The sequence below is a fragment of the Staphylococcus arlettae genome, assembly GCF_025560845.1.
GTDB classification, from domain to species: Bacteria; Bacillota; Bacilli; order Staphylococcales; family Staphylococcaceae; genus Staphylococcus; species Staphylococcus arlettae.
In genome coordinates this window covers 1,887,923-1,907,104 of record NZ_CP094803.1, presented here as the reverse complement: position 1 = coordinate 1,907,104, position 19,182 = coordinate 1,887,923, and the positions used below count along the sequence as shown (strand labels likewise).

Genomic DNA, 19,182 nt, shown 5'->3' with positions numbered 1-19,182 from the left:
ATGCTAATAAAATGTAGGGTGATAAATATTATAACTTCCACTTTAATTACTTTACATTTATAGTTATAAAGCTAATTTTGAATATCAAATAATATGATGTATTAGTCATGTGAATAATGTCATTTTATCTCACACAAATTTGCACATGATATTTGGCTTCAGTAGTATGATGTGCAAGGAGTGATAAAATGATTAGATTGGCACATGTAGAAGATTTACACAACATAACGAAAATTTATAATGATGCGATATTAAATACTACAGCTGTTTATTCTTATGATCCGGTGACACTTGAAAATAGACAAGCATGGTTTGCGGAAAAACTTGCAAAAAATGAACCAGTAATAGTTTATGTAAAGGATAATGAAGTGGTAGGTTTTGCTACATATGGTTCGTTTAGAGATTGGCCTGCATATAAAAATACTGTGGAACATTCTATATATGTTGATCCTAATACTAGAAAAGAAGGTATAGCTTCTAAGCTGTTAACTGAATTAATTAAAGAGATAGAGTATAAAGGATATAAAACTATTGTTGCTGGCATAGATGCTAATAACGAAGGAAGTATCAAATTGCATGAAAAATTCAACTTTGTTGCGTGTGGTAACATTAAAAGCGTAGGATATAAATTTGATAAATGGCTAGATTTAGCATTCTATCAATTAATACTGAAGTAATCCCATAAAAAACCCATCCATATTCGAAATGGATGGGTTTTATTATGTTAAATGATGATTATTAAGCATCATTTAATAGAGAAAATAGTTGCTTGTAATTATTTATAGCGGTGTCATATTTTACTGTTGATGTCGTTTCAACACTTTTGAGTGGTGAGTCAATGATCTTCGTCATGTATTCTGTTAACTCAGTTATATTGTTGGCTTCGACTAAATATCCATTTTCACCATGCGTTATGATTTCGGACGGACCATATCTAATATCATATGAAATAACAGGACATCCAACTTCTATACTTTCCATTATGGTTAAACCGAAGCCTTCATATTGACTTGTAAGAAGGGAAGCTTTGGATTGTTGTAGTTCTTGTATGGGGTTATTTGTATGTTCATTAATTGTTATTTTTTGTTGTAGCTCTAAATCATCAATCAGTGTTTTTATATATGAACTATAATTGGCGTCGCCACTACCAAAGATACTTAATGTAGTCGAGTATCCTTTAGCTACGAATTTTTTGTATGCATGAATAATATGTTCTATTTGTTTTTCAGGTACCAATCGTCCAATAAATATGAAACGATTTTGTTGTGGTAGCTGTGTATCTATATTTACGGGTTTAATGAAATGAGGTATAACGGAAATTTTGTTTTCAGTTATAACATTATTGGTTAAAATATCTGCTTTTTGTTGGTGTGTTAAAACGATGTATTGTGTCACTTTGTCAGCGTTTTTTAAAGCATATTTATATGAGCTTTTTATATTGTGTTTACCAAGGTGACTACTGTGAAATACTAAAATATTTTTAGTACGCTTTGTTTGTTTTAATAGTGGTGCATCCAATAAGCGTGCATCATTAAATATTATGTCGCCATCTTTGAACTTGCTATCAAAATAATATCGAAATAATTGTTTTTCTGAAGTGAAAGTTTTATGTGGCTGTTTATCCTTGTACGTCTGGATAAAGCTTAAGTCATTGTCTGCATTATCTTCAAAAAACTTCATACAATAAATAGCACCATAAACATCGAAAAATTCTTCTAATATTTTTTGAGAAGATTTGGGTGCGTAATATACTTTTTTGTGCAATATGCCATTTTTATTATATTGCCAGCGTTGAACTTTTTTCTTACTGATAGGGGACATATAGTCTTCAAATTTAACTACTTTAGTATTGTCATAATAGCGTCTATATAAAACATACGTTTCATTATCGTAGTACCGTACGATGCTTTTGTCTTTTGAAATTTCTGAAGTAAAACCTGATAATTCATAAGGCGTTTCATGGTAAGTCAGTTGATTGGGATTATCAGTAGTGGGTTCAATAAGTAATTTATAATCTGCTAACCAGTCATAAATGTTTTCAAAATAAGTATTAGTTGTTATTTTTTCATCTTCTAAATATGATTTATAAATATCGTTATAATTGGCATTATAGTTAGTTGTTAAAATTGTTGTATTGATATTTAAAGCTTGATCTATTAATTTTATTCTATTCAGTAAAGCTTTTGTTCTTCCGCCATGTTGTAATGGCAATGTTGAAGTTATTGTATAGATCATTTTTAAATCCTTTCTGTTTTTCGTAAGTATCGGTAACCCAACACCATATTGTAAGTTATTAAGCTATTTTATCACTATAAAAAATCAACAATATATGATTGTTACGGCAATAAAACTAGCAGTATCTACAGCATAATTATAAAAAATTAGCTATAAGTTATTAACATAGTACCAGAGTATTTATATATTGTTTGAAATAATATTATGGACAGTAAAATAGTATATAAGATTTGATTTTCAATTTAAAGTCTAAATGAAGGAATTTAAAAAAGTTAAGCACTCTGCGGAGTTATAATTTGGAATAAGTAGGTATATTTACATTTTTAGAGACTTTTTTAGTTAAGATGAAAATAATTCGAGTCAAAAACTTTAAATGATATTGATAATTATTATCGATTAAAGGTATGATGGATAAAAAAGAGGTAAAGTATATGAAGAAATTATTAATAATAGCATTATGTTTATGCTTCGTTGTAGCAGCTTGTGGTAATAAAAAAGAAAGTGAAAATGAGCAAAGAGAATATACAACTACAGATGATAGCAAAGTGAAAATACCTAAAAACCCTAAACGTATAGTATTGTTAACTGCAAATTATGGTAGTTTGAAAAAGTTAGGGGTTGAACCTGTAGCGATTACGAATGCTTTTCCAGATTCTAAATATCTAGGGAATAGTAAAGTGAAAAAGGTAAATCCAGAAGATGTTGAAGCTGTAGCTAAATTAAAACCAGATTTAATCATTACATATAAAGAAAATAAAAATAATAAAAAATTCTCTAAAATTGCACCAACAGTACCAATTAAAGTACAAAAATTAGATTATAAAGAAACACATATAGAATATGGTAAACTTGTTAATAAAGAAGATAAAGCTAAGCAACAGGCTAATGAAGTTGCGAAAAAATTAGAACAAGATGGTAAAGAGATCAAAAAACACATCGGTAATGATGCAACATTTTCAATTATGGATATTCAACAAAAAGACATTTATCAATTTGGACCACGTTTTGGTAGAGGCAGTGACACATTATATGATGGTTTTAAAGTAAAACAAGATCCTGAGGCACAAAAAGCTATGCCTGCAGAACGCTTTATGAAAGTACCTAAAGAAAAATTTAATGACTATGCAGGAGATTATTTAATGATTCCTACGCCTGATGGTAAAAAATCAAAAGCAGAATTTACAACTTCAGATATGTGGAAAAATAATGAAGCAGTAGTACAAAATAACGTGATTTATTATGATGCAGATGAAGCCATCTATAGTGACTTGATAACAATTGAAAAACAAGGTGAACAATTTAAGAAAGAAATCATGAACATTAATTAATACTATGATAAGAGCACTGAATGGTCGTCATTATGCACGCATTCAGTGCTTTTTATTGTAATTTAATGACATAGTCATGGTGTGATATTACACAAAAAAGCCCTTTGAGTCACATTAAGTGCTACAAAGGGTGGGGTGTGTTTATTACTTGTTATTTTTTTTACTAAATAAGCGTTTTATGCCTCTAATGATAAAACTAACAGCTACTGCTCTTAGTACACGTTGTATAATTTGTTGCATTTTTTATACCTCCTAAGTTGTTACAACTGGATATTATTTATTTACCCAAATTCTTTAAGTTAAGTCTATAAAAATTAAACTTTAAATAGTAATCATGTAAATTAAGGGAAGTAAATCATGCCTTCATCATCTGCTTTTTTGAAAAATATCGTAATAATTCCACTAATTATAGCGATGATATATGGAATGCCGGTCCAAAAGAAGATGATGTGCATTATACCTTGTAGTACTTGATTTGAATAAAATTTATGAACTCCTATCCAACCAAGGAAAAAGGCTAAAACTACATAAATAACTTTGTTAACTTTCATTATTCTAAAAACCCTTTCTTTCTTTTTCTTTATTATAACAATATTACTTACAAAAGAAGATTAATAACATTTATTGTCATAATAACAATAGTTTTTAAAGATAGATAGTTAATTATTTCAATTACTAGTTCAAGTTATTATATAATGAAAAGGATAAAGAATTTAGGCAAAAGGAGATATAAAAATGATAAGAAAGGCAGAAGCGAAAGATAAAGCAGCTATTGCACAACTGTGTTATATCATATGGGATGAATTAGAAGTAGATATGGTGAAATTTGTAGAGCGAGAAAGATTGTTGTCAATTCTTGAACGTAGCATAGTCGAAGTACCATATCGTGGAAATTTAAATAATATATGGGTATATGAAATCGATGGCAATGTAGCAGGGTGTTTAATTGCATATCCAGGGGAGAAAGAATTGGAATATGAAAAGGCATGGTTAGACATGGACTTAGATCATGATGTTGCTGCATTAGGCACACCAATGCCTATGAAAGAAGCAAAAGATGATGAATACTACATTGAAACAATCGCAACTTTTCCTAATTATCGTGGTAGAGGTGTCGCTACACAATTAATACAATATGTAATTGATCTAGCACCACACGAAAAATGGAGCTTAAATTGTGATTATCACAATGAACGAGCTTTTTATGTCTACAATAAATTTGGTTTCGTCACTGATAGTGATATCGATTTATATGGTCATAAACACAGACATATGATTTACCAACAATAAATCAACAAAAAAGCGAGAGTACCAATCAAAGATAACTACTTTGATTTAGCACTCTCGCGCTGGTTGATGTATAACATTTGAGAGACACTTAATTTTAAGACTTAAATGCCTCCAAGAAGTGCGCTTATATAAATACCTAACGCATATAACACTCCGAAGAATGTATTAGTTTTACCAGTAGCTGCCATAGCTGGCATCATTGTCGCAGGTGTATCATTCTTTTTAAACCTACGAACTGCTTTAACAGGCAATGGAAATGACAGTAAAGCTAATAAAAAGAAAATTGAACCACCAGGTATGAAAAATGTAATGTAAACGACAAACGCATAAGCAACAATGTACATTAATGCTAAGAAGCGGATGGAATTTGCTTTACCTAAAACAATAGGTAAAGTTAAGCGTCCACTTTCTTTATCTTTAACTCGGTCTCTTATGTTATTAGCCATGTTGATTAAGCCAATTGTAATGATAATTGGTACGCTAATCCACACTACTAACGTTTGTAGGTTGCCAGTTTGGATAAAAAAGGCAAGAAGTATAATTATTCCGCCCATAAACACACCTGAGAATAATTCGCCAAAAGGTGTCCAAGATATTGGCATAGGGCCACCTGTGTATAAGTATCCAATTGCCATACACACTAGACCAATAGGTAGAATCCAGAACGAACTTTGGACAGCTAAATATATGCCGAGTAGTGCGGCAATAATATAAAAAGCAATTGCAAGATTCATGACTAGCTTAGGACTCATTCCATTGCGAACAATTGCGCCGCCGATACCTACTGATGTATGGTCATCTAGACCCTTTTTAAAATCATAATACTCATTAAACATGTTTGTTGCAGCTTGAATTAATAAACAAGCTAGAAGCATGGCTAAAAGTAAACTGATTTTAATGTGGTCTTCACTACCTAGCAAAAATATTTTTGCAGTAGCTGTACCAACTAAGACTGGAACAATTGCTGCTGTAAGTGTATGAGGTCTCATAAGTTGCCAATACTTTCTCACAGTTGAATATTGTTGATATTGAGAAGCCATAGTTTAATTACCTCTTATTCTATTATTTATATTTTAATAAAGTAATTTTAATAGAAGTTGTATTAAAGGTCAAATTACGTAAAGTTTCTTATGTAAGAATTAAGCAAGAATGCGTACACACATTGTGAAAGATGGTACAATATACTAATGAGTAAATTAGAATTATGAAAGAAGTGAACTAGATGACTGTGGACGTCAAGGAAGACAAAATTGTCTCAGCTGTATACGATAGTAGCCGTACATGGGTTTCGGTAGAAGCCAAAATAGACTATGAACTTGACCCGACAATGTTATTCCAAATAACTGAAGACAGTGCTGACGACCGATTTTTCTTCAAAAAAAATGATAATACGATGTCATTCTTTGGTTATCGCGCTATTAATAGGTTTAAAAATGATTTCGAAAATAAACAATCTATATTCCGGGAATGGGAAAAATATAAAAATGATATAGAGCTTATACATCCGAATTCAGATAAACATCACTTAAAGATTTGTGGTGGTTTTCAGTTTTCATCACACAAATCAGGCGATGAATGGCGTCAATTTGGCATTAATCATTTTATTTTGCCCGAAGTATTAGTAACTATGACAGAAGGCAGTACTTATATTACTTATACTACAAAACGAGCAACATTTGAATTAGCTAAATTTAATGCTGTGATTCAACATTTAACACAAAATACGACAGTTATACACGATGACTTAGGGAAGGTCAAACGTATAGAAGATATTTATAAAGAAGAATGGCGTGATTTAGTACGTGATACTATTGCACAATTAAATGAAAACAATAAAATTGTGCTAGCTCGTAAACGTATGATTCAATTTGAAAAACAAATTAAAATACCATTTATTTTAAATCAAGCAATGCAATCCGAACGAAATAGCTATTTATTTGTGTTGGAATCAGAAGATAGTATCTTTTTCTCACAAACACCAGAACAGTTAATGGAAGTAAAAAATGATGTGATTTATACGAAAGCAGTTGCAGGTACAATTAAGCGTACCCACGATGAAGCAGAGGACTTGAGGAATATTGAACAATTCCTACAAGACACTAAAAATTTAAATGAACATCAATTTGTTGTGGATAGCATACTTAATGATATTAAACCATATGTCAATGAAGTTAATTACAATGAATCACCTAAAATATTAACAAATGATCACCTGTACCATTTACTTACAGAGATAACTGGAACGTTGACAAATGAATCTTATATTGGACTTATAGATCATTTACATCCAACACCAGCATTAGGTGGTTTTCCGAAAGATGAAGCGGTTAGCTATATCGAAAAAAATGAATTTGGTACGCGTGGATTATACGGAGCACCAGTAGGCTTTATTGATATGTATGATGATTGTGAGTTTATTGTGGCGATACGTTCAATGTTGATAAAAAATCAACAAGCAACTTTATTTGCTGGTTGTGGAATTGTACATGATTCAGATCCAGATAGTGAAGTTGAAGAGACTGCAGTTAAATTCACACCAATGATGAGAGCATTAGGAGTAGATGGAAATGACTAAACATGTAGAAGCCTTAACTAAACAAGTTTATACTTTGGCATCGGAATTATATGCATATGGCATAAGAGAAGTTGTTATTAGTCCAGGTTCGCGCTCAACACCATTAGCTATAGCAATTGAAGCTCACCCTAAATTAACAACATGGATACATCCAGATGAAAGAAGCGCGGCTTTTTTTGCTTTAGGTTTGATGAAGGGTAGCGAGAAACCTGTAGCTGTATTATGTACTTCAGGCACTGCTGCTGCCAATTACACTCCAGCAGTGGCTGAAAGTCAAATCAGTCGTTTGCCTTTAGTATTACTCACAAGTGATCGACCACATGAATTGAGAGGCATTGGCGCACCACAGGCGATTAATCAAATACAAATGTTTGAAAACTATGTCCAATACCAGTTTGATTTTCCTCTTGTTGACAGTGGTGAAAATAGTGAAAAAATGATGGATACTATTGCTTTTCAAATGCAAAAAGCAAGTCAACATTTATATGGACCACATCGTGGACCAATCCATTTCAACTTGCCGTTTAGGGAACCACTTACACCAGATTTAACAAAGGTGAGTTGGTTAACGTCAGATAATAAAGCTTTACCACATTATCAAAAAACGACAACACTAAATGAAATTGCGACAATTATTAAAAAGAAACGCGGTCTTATTTTGGTAGGAGATATGCAACATCAAGAAGTAGACCAAATTTTAACATATGCGACTATTCACGACTTACCAATACTGGCAGACCCTTTAAGTCAATTAAGAAAAATTAAACATCCAAATGTAATTAGTACGTATGATTTGATGTTTAGAGCGGGTCTCGAACTTGAGGTAGACTTTATAATTCGTGTAGGAAAACCAGTTATTTCCAAAGTTATTAATCGTTGGTTGACTCAAACATCTGCATATCAAATTTTGATTCAAAATAATGATCGACCAGATGCTTTTCCAATAGCACCGCATATTTCTTATGAAATGTCAGCGAATGATTTCTTTAGACAATTATCAGAAACAGTGACTGTAGAACGTAAACAATGGCTAGAAAAATGGCAGTTGTTAGAAGTGCGTGCACAAAATGAAGTGAGAGATTATATACAGTCAGCTACAGATGAAGGTGCATATGTGGGTCATTTACTAGATAAACTGACTGATAAAGATGCATTATTTGTAAGTAACAGTATGCCAATACGAGATGTTGATAACTTATACATTAATTGTGAAGCTGAAGTATATGCGAATCGAGGCGCAAACGGTATTGACGGTGTTGTTTCGACAGCGATTGGGATGGCTGTCCACAAAAAAGTTACATTACTAATAGGTGATTTAGCATTTTATCATGATATGAATGGCTTATTAATGGCTAAATTAAATAATATTAATTTAAATATCGTGTTACTGAATAATGATGGTGGTGGCATCTTTTCTTATCTACCTCAAAAAAATGCTGCAGAACCTTATTTTGAACGATTATTTGGTACGCCAACAGGATTGAATTTTGAGCATACAGCGTTATTGTATGATTTTGCGTTCCATAAATTTGAAACAATGGCAGATTTTAAATATGAATCATTGTCGCAATTTGGCTCACATATTTATGAAATTATAACTGAGAGAGACTCCAATCAATTACAACATCAAACCTTGTATCAAAAATTGGGGGACATTATCAATGCTACATTATAATTTTCATGGTGCACAAATAACTACTGATAATTTAATAATATTATTGCACGGTTTTATAAGTGATCATTCAAGTTTTGATGACCATATTGATACTTTGAATCAACATGCAAATGTCTTAACAATTGATTTACCAGGGCATGGAGATGATATTTCAGCGAATGATGTGACATGGGATTTTGATTTTATTGCACAACAATTAGATGAAGTTATCCGACTATATGCAAGTTATAATATTTACTTACATGGTTATTCTATGGGCGGTAGAGTCGCCTTATATTATGCCTTATACGGTAATATGGCACTTACAGGGCTTATTTTAGAAAGTACTTCTCCTGGCATTGCAACTGACAGTGAGCGCGAAGAGCGTCAAAATGTCGATAATGCTAGAGCTAAAGTTTTGGAAATTGCTGGCCTTGAAATATTTGTCAATGATTGGGAAAAACTTCCACTCTTTTACACGCAATATGAACTTGAAAAGCCAATACGTAAAAGAATACGTAATATGAGAATGAATCAAGATCCGTATAAATTGGCCAAAGCTTTACGAGACTATGGCAGTGGTTATATGCCTAGTTTATGGTCAGAAATAACACATATTGATATTCCTGTTGCTATATTGGCAGGAGCGTTAGATCAAAAGTTTGTTGCCATCGGTAATAAGATGACTAATTTAATACCACGCAGCAAATTTTATGAAGTTCCACACGTTGGACATACAATTCATGTGGAAGATGCTTCAGAATTTGATAAAATAGTAGTAGGTTTTTTAAATAAGGAGGAGCAAAATGACTAGACAGTGGGAAACAATTAAAGAATACAAAGAAATTAAATATGAATTTTACAATGGTATTGCCAAAGTAACGATCAATCGTCCAGAAGTACGTAATGCGTTTACACCTAATACAGTACAAGAAATGATAGATGCATTTACACGTGCAAGAGATGATCAACGTATCTCAGTTATTATTTTAACTGGTGAAGGCGATAAAGCATTTTGTTCAGGTGGAGATCAGAAAAAACGTGGACACGGTGGTTATGTAGGTGACGACCAAATTCCTCGTCTAAATGTGTTAGATTTACAACGTTTAATTAGAATTATTCCTAAACCGGTTATTGCAATGGTTAGAGGATATGCAATCGGTGGCGGTAATGTATTAAACGTCGTATGTGATTTAACGATCGCTGCAGATAACGCTATTTTCGGTCAAACAGGTCCAAAAGTTGGTTCATTTGATGCGGGTTATGGCTCAGGCTACTTAGCGCGTATCGTTGGACATAAAAAAGCTCGTGAAATTTGGTACTTATGTCGCCAATACAATGCACAAGAAGCATTGGATATGGGCTTAGTAAATACTGTAGTACCTTTAGCTGAAGTTGAAGATGAAACTGTTAAATGGTGTGAAGAAATTATGCAACATTCACCGACTGCTTTACGTTTCTTAAAAGCTGCTATGAATGCTGACACTGATGGTTTAGCAGGTTTACAACAAATGGCTGGCGATGCTACGTTATTATACTATACAACGGATGAGGCAAAAGAAGGCCGTGATGCGTTTAAAGAAAAACGTGATCCTGATTTTGATCAATTTCCAAAATTCCCATAAATCAATACAGAAAAGCTCGAAGGTGGAAAATGCTACCTTCGAGCTTTTTATTTTAACTAAATTAGATATGTACTAATAATTTTATGAATTTAATATAGTTGAATTAGCAACCAGATAAATAAATATAAAAAAATTAACACTTAATTTAATGAATTTTGTTTTAATTAAAATATATATTTGACACACATTAATTTACATATTATATTATAATTAATGAGGTGAGTAGTCGATGAATAATGAATACGGAGAAGATGCAAGAAAAGAACTATGCTTTTTATTTTATGTTTCTACTAAAGAATTCGTTAATCGTTTTAACAAATATTTAAAGCAATATAATATTAGTTTCCCCAATTATATTGTGTTGCTGTATATAGAAAATAATATTCCAATCTATATAAAAACGCTTTGCGAAAAATTATATTTAGACTCAGGGACGATAAGCCCAATAATTAAACGATTGGAAAAGAAAAATCTAATCCAACGTACACGAACACTAGAAGATGAACGACGTGTGAAGGTTCAGTTGACAGCTGAAGGCATTGAGTTAAAACGACATTTTAATAAAATTTCAGAAGAAGTATTTAATCAATTTGATATGGAAGAAGAAGATACGCGTCAATATCACAAAATATTAAAAAAATTCACACAAATTAATGTAGTAGAAAATTCCAATGAATCATAACTTTCATGTGACTATGTAGTTCAATATTACATAATAAAAAACAACCCTACAATGCTTAAGCGTAGGGTTGTTTTTTATTATACAGCACTATAATGTTCAGCGATAAAGTGTTCTAATCGACGCATGCCTTCTTTTAAAACTTCTAAGTCATATGCATAAGATATTCGAACATGTCCTTTACCATAATCAGTAAATGATGATCCAGGTACAATGGCTAAATGAGCTTCTTCTAATAATTGGACGCAAAATTCAAAGTCATTGTCTGTAAACTTGCGAATACTAGGAAAAATATAAAATGCTCCTTCGGGTTGAGCATCTAATTCAAAACCAAGTGATTCTAATTTTTGAACTAAATAATTTTTACGTTCAATATAAGCTTCGTTCATATATTGAGGCGCCTCTAAACCTTCGTTTAAAGCAGCTATACAAGCGACTTGTGCAGGTACATTTGCACAAATGCAATTATAGGCATGCATGAACGTCAGTTTTTCAATTAAATATTCAGGACCAATTAAAAAGCCAATACGAATGCCAGTAGCAGAATGTGATTTACTTAGACCACCAATTAATAACAGTTGATCACGAATGCTGTCAAATTGTGCAAATGATGTATGCGTACCATTAAACGTATTTTCCGCATAAATTTCATCACTGATAATAAATAACTCATGTTGCTGTAAAGTCGTTACTAACGCTTCGACTTCGTTAAAAGTTAAAGTGACGCCAGTAGGATTGGTAGGGTAGTTAAGTAATATTGCCTTCGTTTTAGCTGTGATATGTTGTTCAATCGCTTCAGGTGTAATTTTGTAGTTGCTGTGAGTTGTGTCTATATAAACGGGTTTGCCACCTAACGTTTCAATTAAAGGTATATAGCCAGCATAAATGGGTCCAGGAATTAATATTTCATCCCCGATGTTTATAATACTTCTTAATGATGTATCTAACGCTTCACTCGCACCATTTGTAATAATAATTTCTTCTTCAGAGTATTGGAAATTATATTTATGATAAAAATATTGGCTTACAGCACGTCGTGTCTCTATTAAACCTTTGTTATGAGAATAGCTTGTCATATCTTCATTGATCGCGTTAATATACGCATCTTTTACGACTTGTGGCATATTAAAATCAGGTTGACCTATAGTTAAATTGACACAGTCCTCTATATCTTTCATCCGATTAGAAAACTGTCTAATACTAGGTGCTCTTAAATACTGTGCGCGATCGTTTAATGAAAGTTTCATTTTTTTCACCTCAAAATAAAATACCGAATTGTAATTTGATAATAGTTATGTATAATTTGAATATTTCAAATTATTTCTATCATAACATATTTTCTAAGACTACAATTCGGTAAAATATTAACCTTTAAAATTAGAAGGCTTCTCCAAATTAATAACTGGATTTGTCCATTTTGCAACTTTGTATGAAGACAATAGATAGACAATAATACACGTTACAACAATTAAATAAATATAGGTTAAGAAGGACGTAGGATCTTTAAATGGGTAAATTTTGAAACCTCTAATAATCCCAATAAACAATCCGTGTAATAAATACACTTGCAATGTCCTAGTTCCAATATAGGTAAAAATCCTTTTCTTTTCTGGTACCAAATTTAAAAAAGAAAACATTGTTATTAATATAGTGAAATATAAAAACAACCTTTTAAGTGGACTGTACAAACCTTCTTCATCTTCTAAAGAAGTATAAGGCGAACTGCCTAACAACCAATCGGAATTAATAGGATGAAGGGTATAGCCTATGTAAAAGACAATCAACACTAAAATTGATAGTGGGATGAACTTTTTGTTTCTTAATACTTGTGTATGTTCTTTTTTAAATAAATAGCCTAGATAGAATATTGGGAAGAAAATAATAGTTCTGGAAAAACTTAAATAATTACCAATATCATCTGAAAAACCAGCAAATAATGCAATTATAATTGCAATAGGTAAAACAAAATATGGTTTATAATTTTTAACTAACACTAAAATGATATGGAAAAAGAAAAGTGTTAATAAAAACCATAATGCAAATACTGGATCAAAAGGATCGAGTGTGACATTATCTTCTTTACCTGTAAAATAATAATATAAAGAGAAGAATGCAAAAAATATAAAATAAGGAACAAGTAACTTTTTAGAAACCTTTTCTAAATATCCTGGTTGACCAACTTTTTTAGCAAAATAGCCTGATATGAATAAAAAACAAGGCATATGAAAGCTATAAATAGTTAGATAGAGAGACGTTAAAAAAGTATCTGATTCAGTATAAGGTTGTAATAAATGGCCAAATACAACTAAAAAAATTAACAATGCACGTGCATTGTCGAAAAAGAAGTCTCTTTCTTTAATTTGTGTCATGATTCTTCTCCTTTAGTAAAAGCTCGCTATTTATAATTTATTATAAATTGGATACGAAATGCAACAATTATGTCATGAATGTAGATTATTATTGAGCATTTGATAGAATATCTTTATAATTAAAACTATTAAAAATAGTATAGAATAAATATTATATAGTGGAGATGGTCAACTATGTATAGACAACTAGAAAAATTAATCACACATACGAGTAACGAGTTGAATTTAGTAAGTAGGCATTTGAGTCAACGTACAGAATTATCACCAGATCATATTGATTTACTTTCCATTTTATTTGATTACTCAAAGCTGTCGCAATACGATTTAACTATGAAACTTAATAAAGAACAATCAATTGTTTCTAGGTGGATCAAAAAATTATGCAAATTAGGTTATATTATGAGTATACAAAATAAAACAGATTTACGTTGTAAAGATTTAATTATTACAGAAAAATCAAAGTTATTAATTCAGCAAATTAACGACAGTAGGGTAGCATTAATTGAAGCAAGATGCCAAAGTTTATCACAAGAAGATATTTTATTATTTCAAATGTTATTGTTAAAGCTATCTAGTTTAGAACAATACAAACAAAATGGTCCTAGATTATAATAATTGCTAAAAGCATGAGCATTGTACTATTTTTAACAGTTATCTCAGATTCAAACATGGTCATAATTAATAAATAAAACAGGTGGAAGTTAATTAACTTCCATCTGTTTCACTTTGTTGACAGTTTTTTGTGCACGCTTTCCGTGGGACTGCCTCAGCCTGTAGTCTTCGGCTCGTGCTTTTCCCGCAGTAGCTGTCTCAAAATAGTGTCAATATTAAACTAAAATTATTAGTGTTGTTTATGAACTTGTCGAAAACAAATTTTGTCTTAATAATGGCAGATTACTTATAGTCTCAGTTATTTTATTAAAATTATTATTTATTCAAAACCTATTTGGCATCAAATTAATGAGACAAACAATTAAAGAAATAGAAATAAATATAATTTAACTTTGCTTTAAGATTTAAAGATACTGTAAAAACGCAATATCAATTAAGCAGTGAAACAGTAGCAAAAAGCCTGAGTGGCACAAAAACACTGTTATTTAATAAAATTAACTAATAACTATAATAATAATCGAATTCAACAAAAACTAGGCTACTTATCCCCTAGAAAATATAGGGAATTAGCAGCTTAGAACATAGTGTTTTTATTAAGTTCTCATTCTAAGGGTTCAGCGCCTCTATCACCTAAAGTTTGTCTACGTTATTAGTATTTACTTTATTTTGTGTAAGTGTTTACGTCAAAATATTTGCCGACTTCACCCATAGTGTCATAGAAGTTTTTAATACGAGTTGCATTTTTTTCTGCCCATGAAATATCAGTGGCATATTGATGATCGCCTGGATTTTCTGGGTTCCAACGCATTTTATATAATGTGTTTTGACCTTGGTTGATATATGAGTTAGCAATGAATTTAGCACCACCGACAATGGCTTTCTTAACTGTATCCCAACCTTCTTCTTTGGCACGTGTAAATCCTTGTTTGACAGCGTCATGATCTACAGCACCAATGCCAAACATATTATAATATTTGTTTGGTCCATCAGTTGTAACTTCATCATCAACAACGTCACCGCCATTTGCAAGCTCAGAAGTTCCGTTTCCAGTTTCAAGTAACGCATGTGATACTAAATATACTTCGTTGATATTGTAAGTTTTAGCAGCTTCACTAAACGCTTCACCTTGACCTTCTAAGATGCCTTTACCATCAAGTAATTCATTTATACGGTTCGCATCAATATTTTGTGATTTGTCTAGACGTAAAAATTGATATTTTTGTGTCTCATCATTGGCAATACGGCTAGAATCCATAGCATATTTGATTTCACCTAGATTTGCATCTTCCCATTCACCTGGTGTGTGTTGTACTTGAGGTTTGAATTTAAGATTATATTGAGCTAAAGCAGCTTCATCTAAAGTTTGGCCTGTGCTGTAATACTTAATAAGCTCTTTACGTAAATCAGTTTCCTTAATCCATACCATTTCGCCATTAGCTAATTTACCGTAGTACCAAGTAACACCATCAATTACTAATTTTTTATAGCTTGTAAAAATGCCTTCATTGTAATCACTTAATGAGCCACTTGCTTTACCGTATGGATCGTTATAGTAATAACCGTCTTTGTTGTAAATAACATAATCATAGCGACTCTCAACTGCATCATCTGAAGCATTAGTATTATCATCTTTATTACTTGCTTCATTAGTAGCAGTAGGGTGGTGTTTTGCATTTAAGTCGTTAGCAGCTATCCAACCAGTTTTATTATTGACAATACCATAAACATATTCGTCTTTATCTACATGTAACGATTTAGATGCTTTAAAATCATTTTGTTGTAAATTATTTAAATCATCTAATTTTTGAGCTTTTGAGCCCCACGGAACAGCATATAGACCATTATTTGTTGGTTTAACTGTGTAATTGCCACTTTTTGCTGCAGATTGGCTTAAATTACGTGTATTAATATCTTTTGAATTTACCCAGCCAATAGGCGTATTGTCTTTATTATTTTGAATTAAGACATACGTATTATCACCTTGAGTACGTTGTTTACCAACTGTAAATGTTTTATTAGCATATTTTGTACTATTTAATGCTGTATTACCATTTACAGATGTTTTAATTTCAGGTTTTTCTGTAGTAAATTGACCCAGTTGTTTAACATTTTTAGTTGCTGTTTGTGTCGCAGTATTTTGCGTATTTGTGTTGGCTGTTCTTGGTGTTGTTTCTTTAGTTGCTTCTGTTGTTGCTTCTTTAGTTGCACTTTGCTGTACTACAATATCACCAGTTTGCATCCAACCGAGATTATCTTTTGATTTTTGATCAGTAATTAAATAGAATGATTTATCACCATAGTCTGCTTTTTTAGTTAGGTCGTATGTTGTGCCATTAACATATGATTTTTGAACACCTTGTTTGTCATATACAGAAGTGTACACACCATTGTTATTTTCCTTCACAGTACCACGTGTATTTTCTAATTCACTTACTGTTAACTTGTCAGTTGTAGTATTTTCATCTTGTTTGACTGTGATGTCACCAGTCTGCATCCAACCGATACTATCTTTTGATTTTTGATCAGCGATTAAATAGAATGATTTATCACCTAATTTAGCTTCTTTCGTTAAATCATAAGTTGTGCCATTGACGTATGATTTTTGAACACCTTTTTCGTCATATACAGAAGTGTATACACCATTGTTATTTTCTTTCACAGTACCTTGCTTATCTGTTAATTCATTTACTGTTAATTCGTCATTAGTAGAAGGTGTTTCTGTATCGTTAGTATTATCATCGTCCTCACTTGTATCGCCTGAATCGCTTGAACCACTTTCTCCCCAATCAGCTACTTGACCAGTTTGAATGAGATACTTTTCATTGATTAAGTCGTAAAGTTCATCATAGCTATAATTATTGCGAGCTAAGTAATCATGTGGATCGGTATGATCTGTTCCACCTAAATAGTTACTAACTGCTTTATGTGTCCATACAGTACCTTGACCATCATATTCAGCACTGTCAGGTGATAAGCCGTAATAACGTAGATTTGTTGCTGCGTAATCAGCGTAATTGTTCATTGAACGTGCGAAATCTTCTGGTGTATGCGTGTGAACTAATTCTACTTGGATATATCTTTCATTGGCTACTGGACCACCGCCCCAAGATAAGTAGTCTGTATTTGCAGTTTCGATAATGCGGTCACCATCGACATAAGCATGAACAAAGGCGTTATTATAATTATTTTTCATATAATTAATTTCGCCTTCAATAGTTGAATTATCATTTGCTGTATCATGTAAGACGATACCTTCAGGAGCACCATTACGATAATCATATTGTGGTAAATAATCAGCTATATCTGATTCATAATTTGGTGCAGTGAAATTTTGTTCTCTAATATAATCATTTACGCTTGAATCTACAGTAGGTTGGTATTTAGGTAAGTCACCAGCCTCACGTTTCACAGTAGTATTATTATCATCTGATGTAGAAGTTGCAGCAAAACTACGCATTTTTGGTGCTGATTCTAAACGCATTGTTCTAGGTTCTACTTGTTGTTCATTTGTAGCTTCCGTAGTCAATGTATTGTTTTCAACATCGTCGTTTGCAGTTTCTGTAGTTAATGTATTACTTTCAACATCATTGTTTACCGATTCATTAGTAGCTGTAGTTTTATCAGTATCATCTTGGACACTGCGATTTTGAGTAGCAGTTACTACTGGTGTTTGATCATCTTGTGGTAAGTCTTCAGAGGATTGACCATCTGTTACTGATGTTTCATCTGAATTTTGTGCTTGTACGTCACTAACATTAGTCGTTTCATTTTGAGCTGTTGCGTCATTATCGGCTTTATCTTGTTGTGCTTTATCAGTCGTATTATCTTTAGCTTGCTCGTCGGCTTGAGTATTAACATCATACTTAACGTCAGAGCCAGTAGTTGATGTAATATCATCTTGTTGACTAGCTTCAGCTGAACTGTTTTGATCTTGAGCGCTAGTTTGTGCGTCACTGTCATCAGAAGCAGCAGCATCTTGTTGACTAGCTTCAGCTGAACTGTTTTGATCTTGAGCACTAACTTGTGCGTCATTGTCATCAGAAGTAGCATCATCTTGTTGTGCTTTGTCAGTCATATTATCTTTAGCTTGGTCGTCAGCTTGAGCATTAACATCATACTTAGCGTCAGCGTCAGAGTCAGTGTTTGAAGTAGCAGCATCTTGTTGACTAGCTTCAGCTGAACTGTCTTGACCTTGAGCACTAACTTGTGCGTCACTGTCTTCAAAAGTAGCCGTGTCTTGTTGTGCTTTCTCAGTCATATTATCTTTAGCTTGGTCGTCAGCTTGAGCATTAACATCATACTTAGCGTCAGAGTCAGTATTTGAAGCAGCATCATCTTGTTGTCTAACTTCAGCTGAACTGTTTTGATCTTGAGCACTAGCTTGATCGTCATTTTGAGTATCAGTTGATTGTGCACTGTTCGCTGATGAAACATCGTTATCAGTATTCGCTGTATCTGTGTTGTCAACTTGTTGCTCTGTAGTTGCTTCATTATTTTGTGCCGAATCTTCATTTGTTAACTCGTCTAATTTGGCATCGTAAGTGGAAGTTGCTTCATTTTGAGTTTCTTCTACAACAGATGGGTCTTTATAAGCTTGTGTTCCCGAAACGTTTGTCGTAGGGTTACTTACTTCTGACTTTGTCTGCTCAGCTTGTTTAACTGTGCTGTTGTCATCTAAAATATTTTTATTTGTAGTTTGATCCTGTGTTTTCTCAGAAGCTTGAGCGTGATGTGTAGTTAAAGCTGTTCCTGCAAGTGTCAGAGCAATAATAGAAGGTGCTTTATAATTAAACTTTTTCTTTTGCATGAAACTAC

General features: G+C 32.3%; 15 protein-coding genes and 1 pseudogene. 10 read left to right on the top strand and 6 right to left on the bottom strand.

Annotated features, from left to right (window positions below):
- Positions 1-188 precede the first annotated feature (188 nt).
- The gene (locus tag MUA37_RS09315; RefSeq protein WP_262624547.1) at positions 189-677 is read left to right on the top strand and encodes a GNAT family N-acetyltransferase; all 489 of its coding nucleotides are present in this window, start codon (positions 189-191) and stop codon (positions 675-677) included.
- Positions 678-738: 61 nt separating this feature from the next.
- Here MUA37_RS09315 and MUA37_RS09310 read toward each other — a convergent pair whose 3' ends face one another.
- Positions 739-2,235 (bottom strand): glycosyltransferase, encoded by a 1,497-nt coding sequence (locus MUA37_RS09310; RefSeq protein ID WP_002510133.1) that lies wholly within the window; start codon positions 2,233-2,235, stop codon positions 739-741.
- 431 nt (positions 2,236-2,666) lie between these two features.
- On the opposite strand from MUA37_RS09310, the gene MUA37_RS09305 reads away from it, so the two are divergent.
- Entirely contained in the window at positions 2,667-3,563 is an 897-nt protein-coding gene (locus MUA37_RS09305) for an ABC transporter substrate-binding protein (protein ID WP_262624546.1), read from the top strand.
- 341 nt (positions 3,564-3,904) lie between these two features.
- Here the strand turns inward: MUA37_RS09305 and MUA37_RS09300 are convergent, their stop codons facing one another.
- Positions 3,905-4,114: a TM2 domain-containing protein gene (locus tag MUA37_RS09300; protein WP_002510131.1), complete on the bottom strand. Its 210-nt coding sequence runs from the start codon at positions 4,112-4,114 to the stop codon at positions 3,905-3,907.
- Between the two features lie 184 nt (positions 4,115-4,298).
- Between MUA37_RS09300 and MUA37_RS09295 the strand changes: the two genes are divergently transcribed.
- Positions 4,299-4,853 (top strand): GNAT family N-acetyltransferase, encoded by a 555-nt coding sequence (locus MUA37_RS09295; RefSeq protein ID WP_002510130.1) that lies wholly within the window; start codon positions 4,299-4,301, stop codon positions 4,851-4,853.
- 101 nt (positions 4,854-4,954) lie between these two features.
- On the opposite strand, the gene MUA37_RS09290 is transcribed toward MUA37_RS09295, so the two are convergent.
- Entirely contained in the window at positions 4,955-5,893 is a 939-nt protein-coding gene (locus MUA37_RS09290; protein WP_021459265.1) for a 1,4-dihydroxy-2-naphthoate polyprenyltransferase, read from the bottom strand.
- A 182-nt stretch (positions 5,894-6,075) separates the two neighbouring features.
- Between MUA37_RS09290 and MUA37_RS09285 the strand changes: the two genes are divergently transcribed.
- The 5 genes from MUA37_RS09285 (at position 6,076) to MUA37_RS09265 (ending at position 11,389) form a co-directional block, all read left to right on the top strand.
- Positions 6,076-7,428, top strand: a complete 1,353-nt coding sequence (locus MUA37_RS09285; RefSeq protein ID WP_002510128.1) for an isochorismate synthase — start codon at positions 6,076-6,078, stop codon at positions 7,426-7,428.
- Positions 7,421-9,103, top strand: coding sequence for a 2-succinyl-5-enolpyruvyl-6-hydroxy-3-cyclohexene-1-carboxylic-acid synthase (gene menD / locus MUA37_RS09280; RefSeq protein ID WP_002510127.1), 1,683 nt, complete (start codon positions 7,421-7,423; stop codon positions 9,101-9,103). The genes MUA37_RS09285 and menD overlap by 8 nt, the downstream gene beginning before the upstream one ends.
- Positions 9,090-9,896 (top strand): 2-succinyl-6-hydroxy-2,4-cyclohexadiene-1-carboxylate synthase, encoded by an 807-nt coding sequence (gene menH, locus MUA37_RS09275; RefSeq protein ID WP_002510126.1) that lies wholly within the window; start codon positions 9,090-9,092, stop codon positions 9,894-9,896. The genes menD and menH overlap by 14 nt, the downstream gene beginning before the upstream one ends.
- Positions 9,889-10,707 carry a 1,4-dihydroxy-2-naphthoyl-CoA synthase gene (gene menB / locus MUA37_RS09270; RefSeq protein WP_002510125.1) on the top strand — a complete coding sequence of 273 codons (819 nt, stop codon included), beginning with the start codon at positions 9,889-9,891 and terminating at the stop codon, positions 10,705-10,707. The genes menH and menB overlap by 8 nt, the downstream gene beginning before the upstream one ends.
- Before the next feature lie 229 nt (positions 10,708-10,936).
- The gene (locus tag MUA37_RS09265) at positions 10,937-11,389 is read left to right on the top strand and encodes a MarR family winged helix-turn-helix transcriptional regulator (RefSeq protein ID WP_002510124.1); all 453 of its coding nucleotides are present in this window, start codon (positions 10,937-10,939) and stop codon (positions 11,387-11,389) included.
- A gap of 77 nt (positions 11,390-11,466) precedes the next feature.
- On the opposite strand, the gene MUA37_RS09260 is transcribed toward MUA37_RS09265, so the two are convergent.
- Positions 11,467-12,633: an aminotransferase class I/II-fold pyridoxal phosphate-dependent enzyme gene (locus MUA37_RS09260; RefSeq protein ID WP_021459254.1), complete on the bottom strand. Its 1,167-nt coding sequence runs from the start codon at positions 12,631-12,633 to the stop codon at positions 11,467-11,469.
- A 117-nt stretch (positions 12,634-12,750) separates the two neighbouring features.
- The gene (locus MUA37_RS09255; protein WP_142019736.1) at positions 12,751-13,755 is read right to left on the bottom strand and encodes an acyltransferase family protein; all 1,005 of its coding nucleotides are present in this window, start codon (positions 13,753-13,755) and stop codon (positions 12,751-12,753) included.
- Positions 13,756-13,929: 174 nt separating this feature from the next.
- Here MUA37_RS09255 and MUA37_RS09250 point away from each other — a divergent pair, with 174 nt between their 5' ends.
- A complete protein-coding gene (locus tag MUA37_RS09250; RefSeq protein WP_002510121.1) occupies positions 13,930-14,367 on the top strand; it encodes a MarR family transcriptional regulator in 438 nt (145 codons plus the stop codon).
- A 491-nt stretch (positions 14,368-14,858) separates the two neighbouring features.
- Positions 14,859-14,945: pseudogene (locus MUA37_RS13365) on the top strand (IS3 family transposase); the annotation flags it as partial.
- A gap of 83 nt (positions 14,946-15,028) precedes the next feature.
- Here the strand turns inward: MUA37_RS13365 and MUA37_RS09245 are convergent.
- Entirely contained in the window at positions 15,029-19,174 is a 4,146-nt protein-coding gene (locus MUA37_RS09245; protein ID WP_262624545.1) for a glucosaminidase domain-containing protein, read from the bottom strand.
- Positions 19,175-19,182 lie beyond the last annotated feature (8 nt).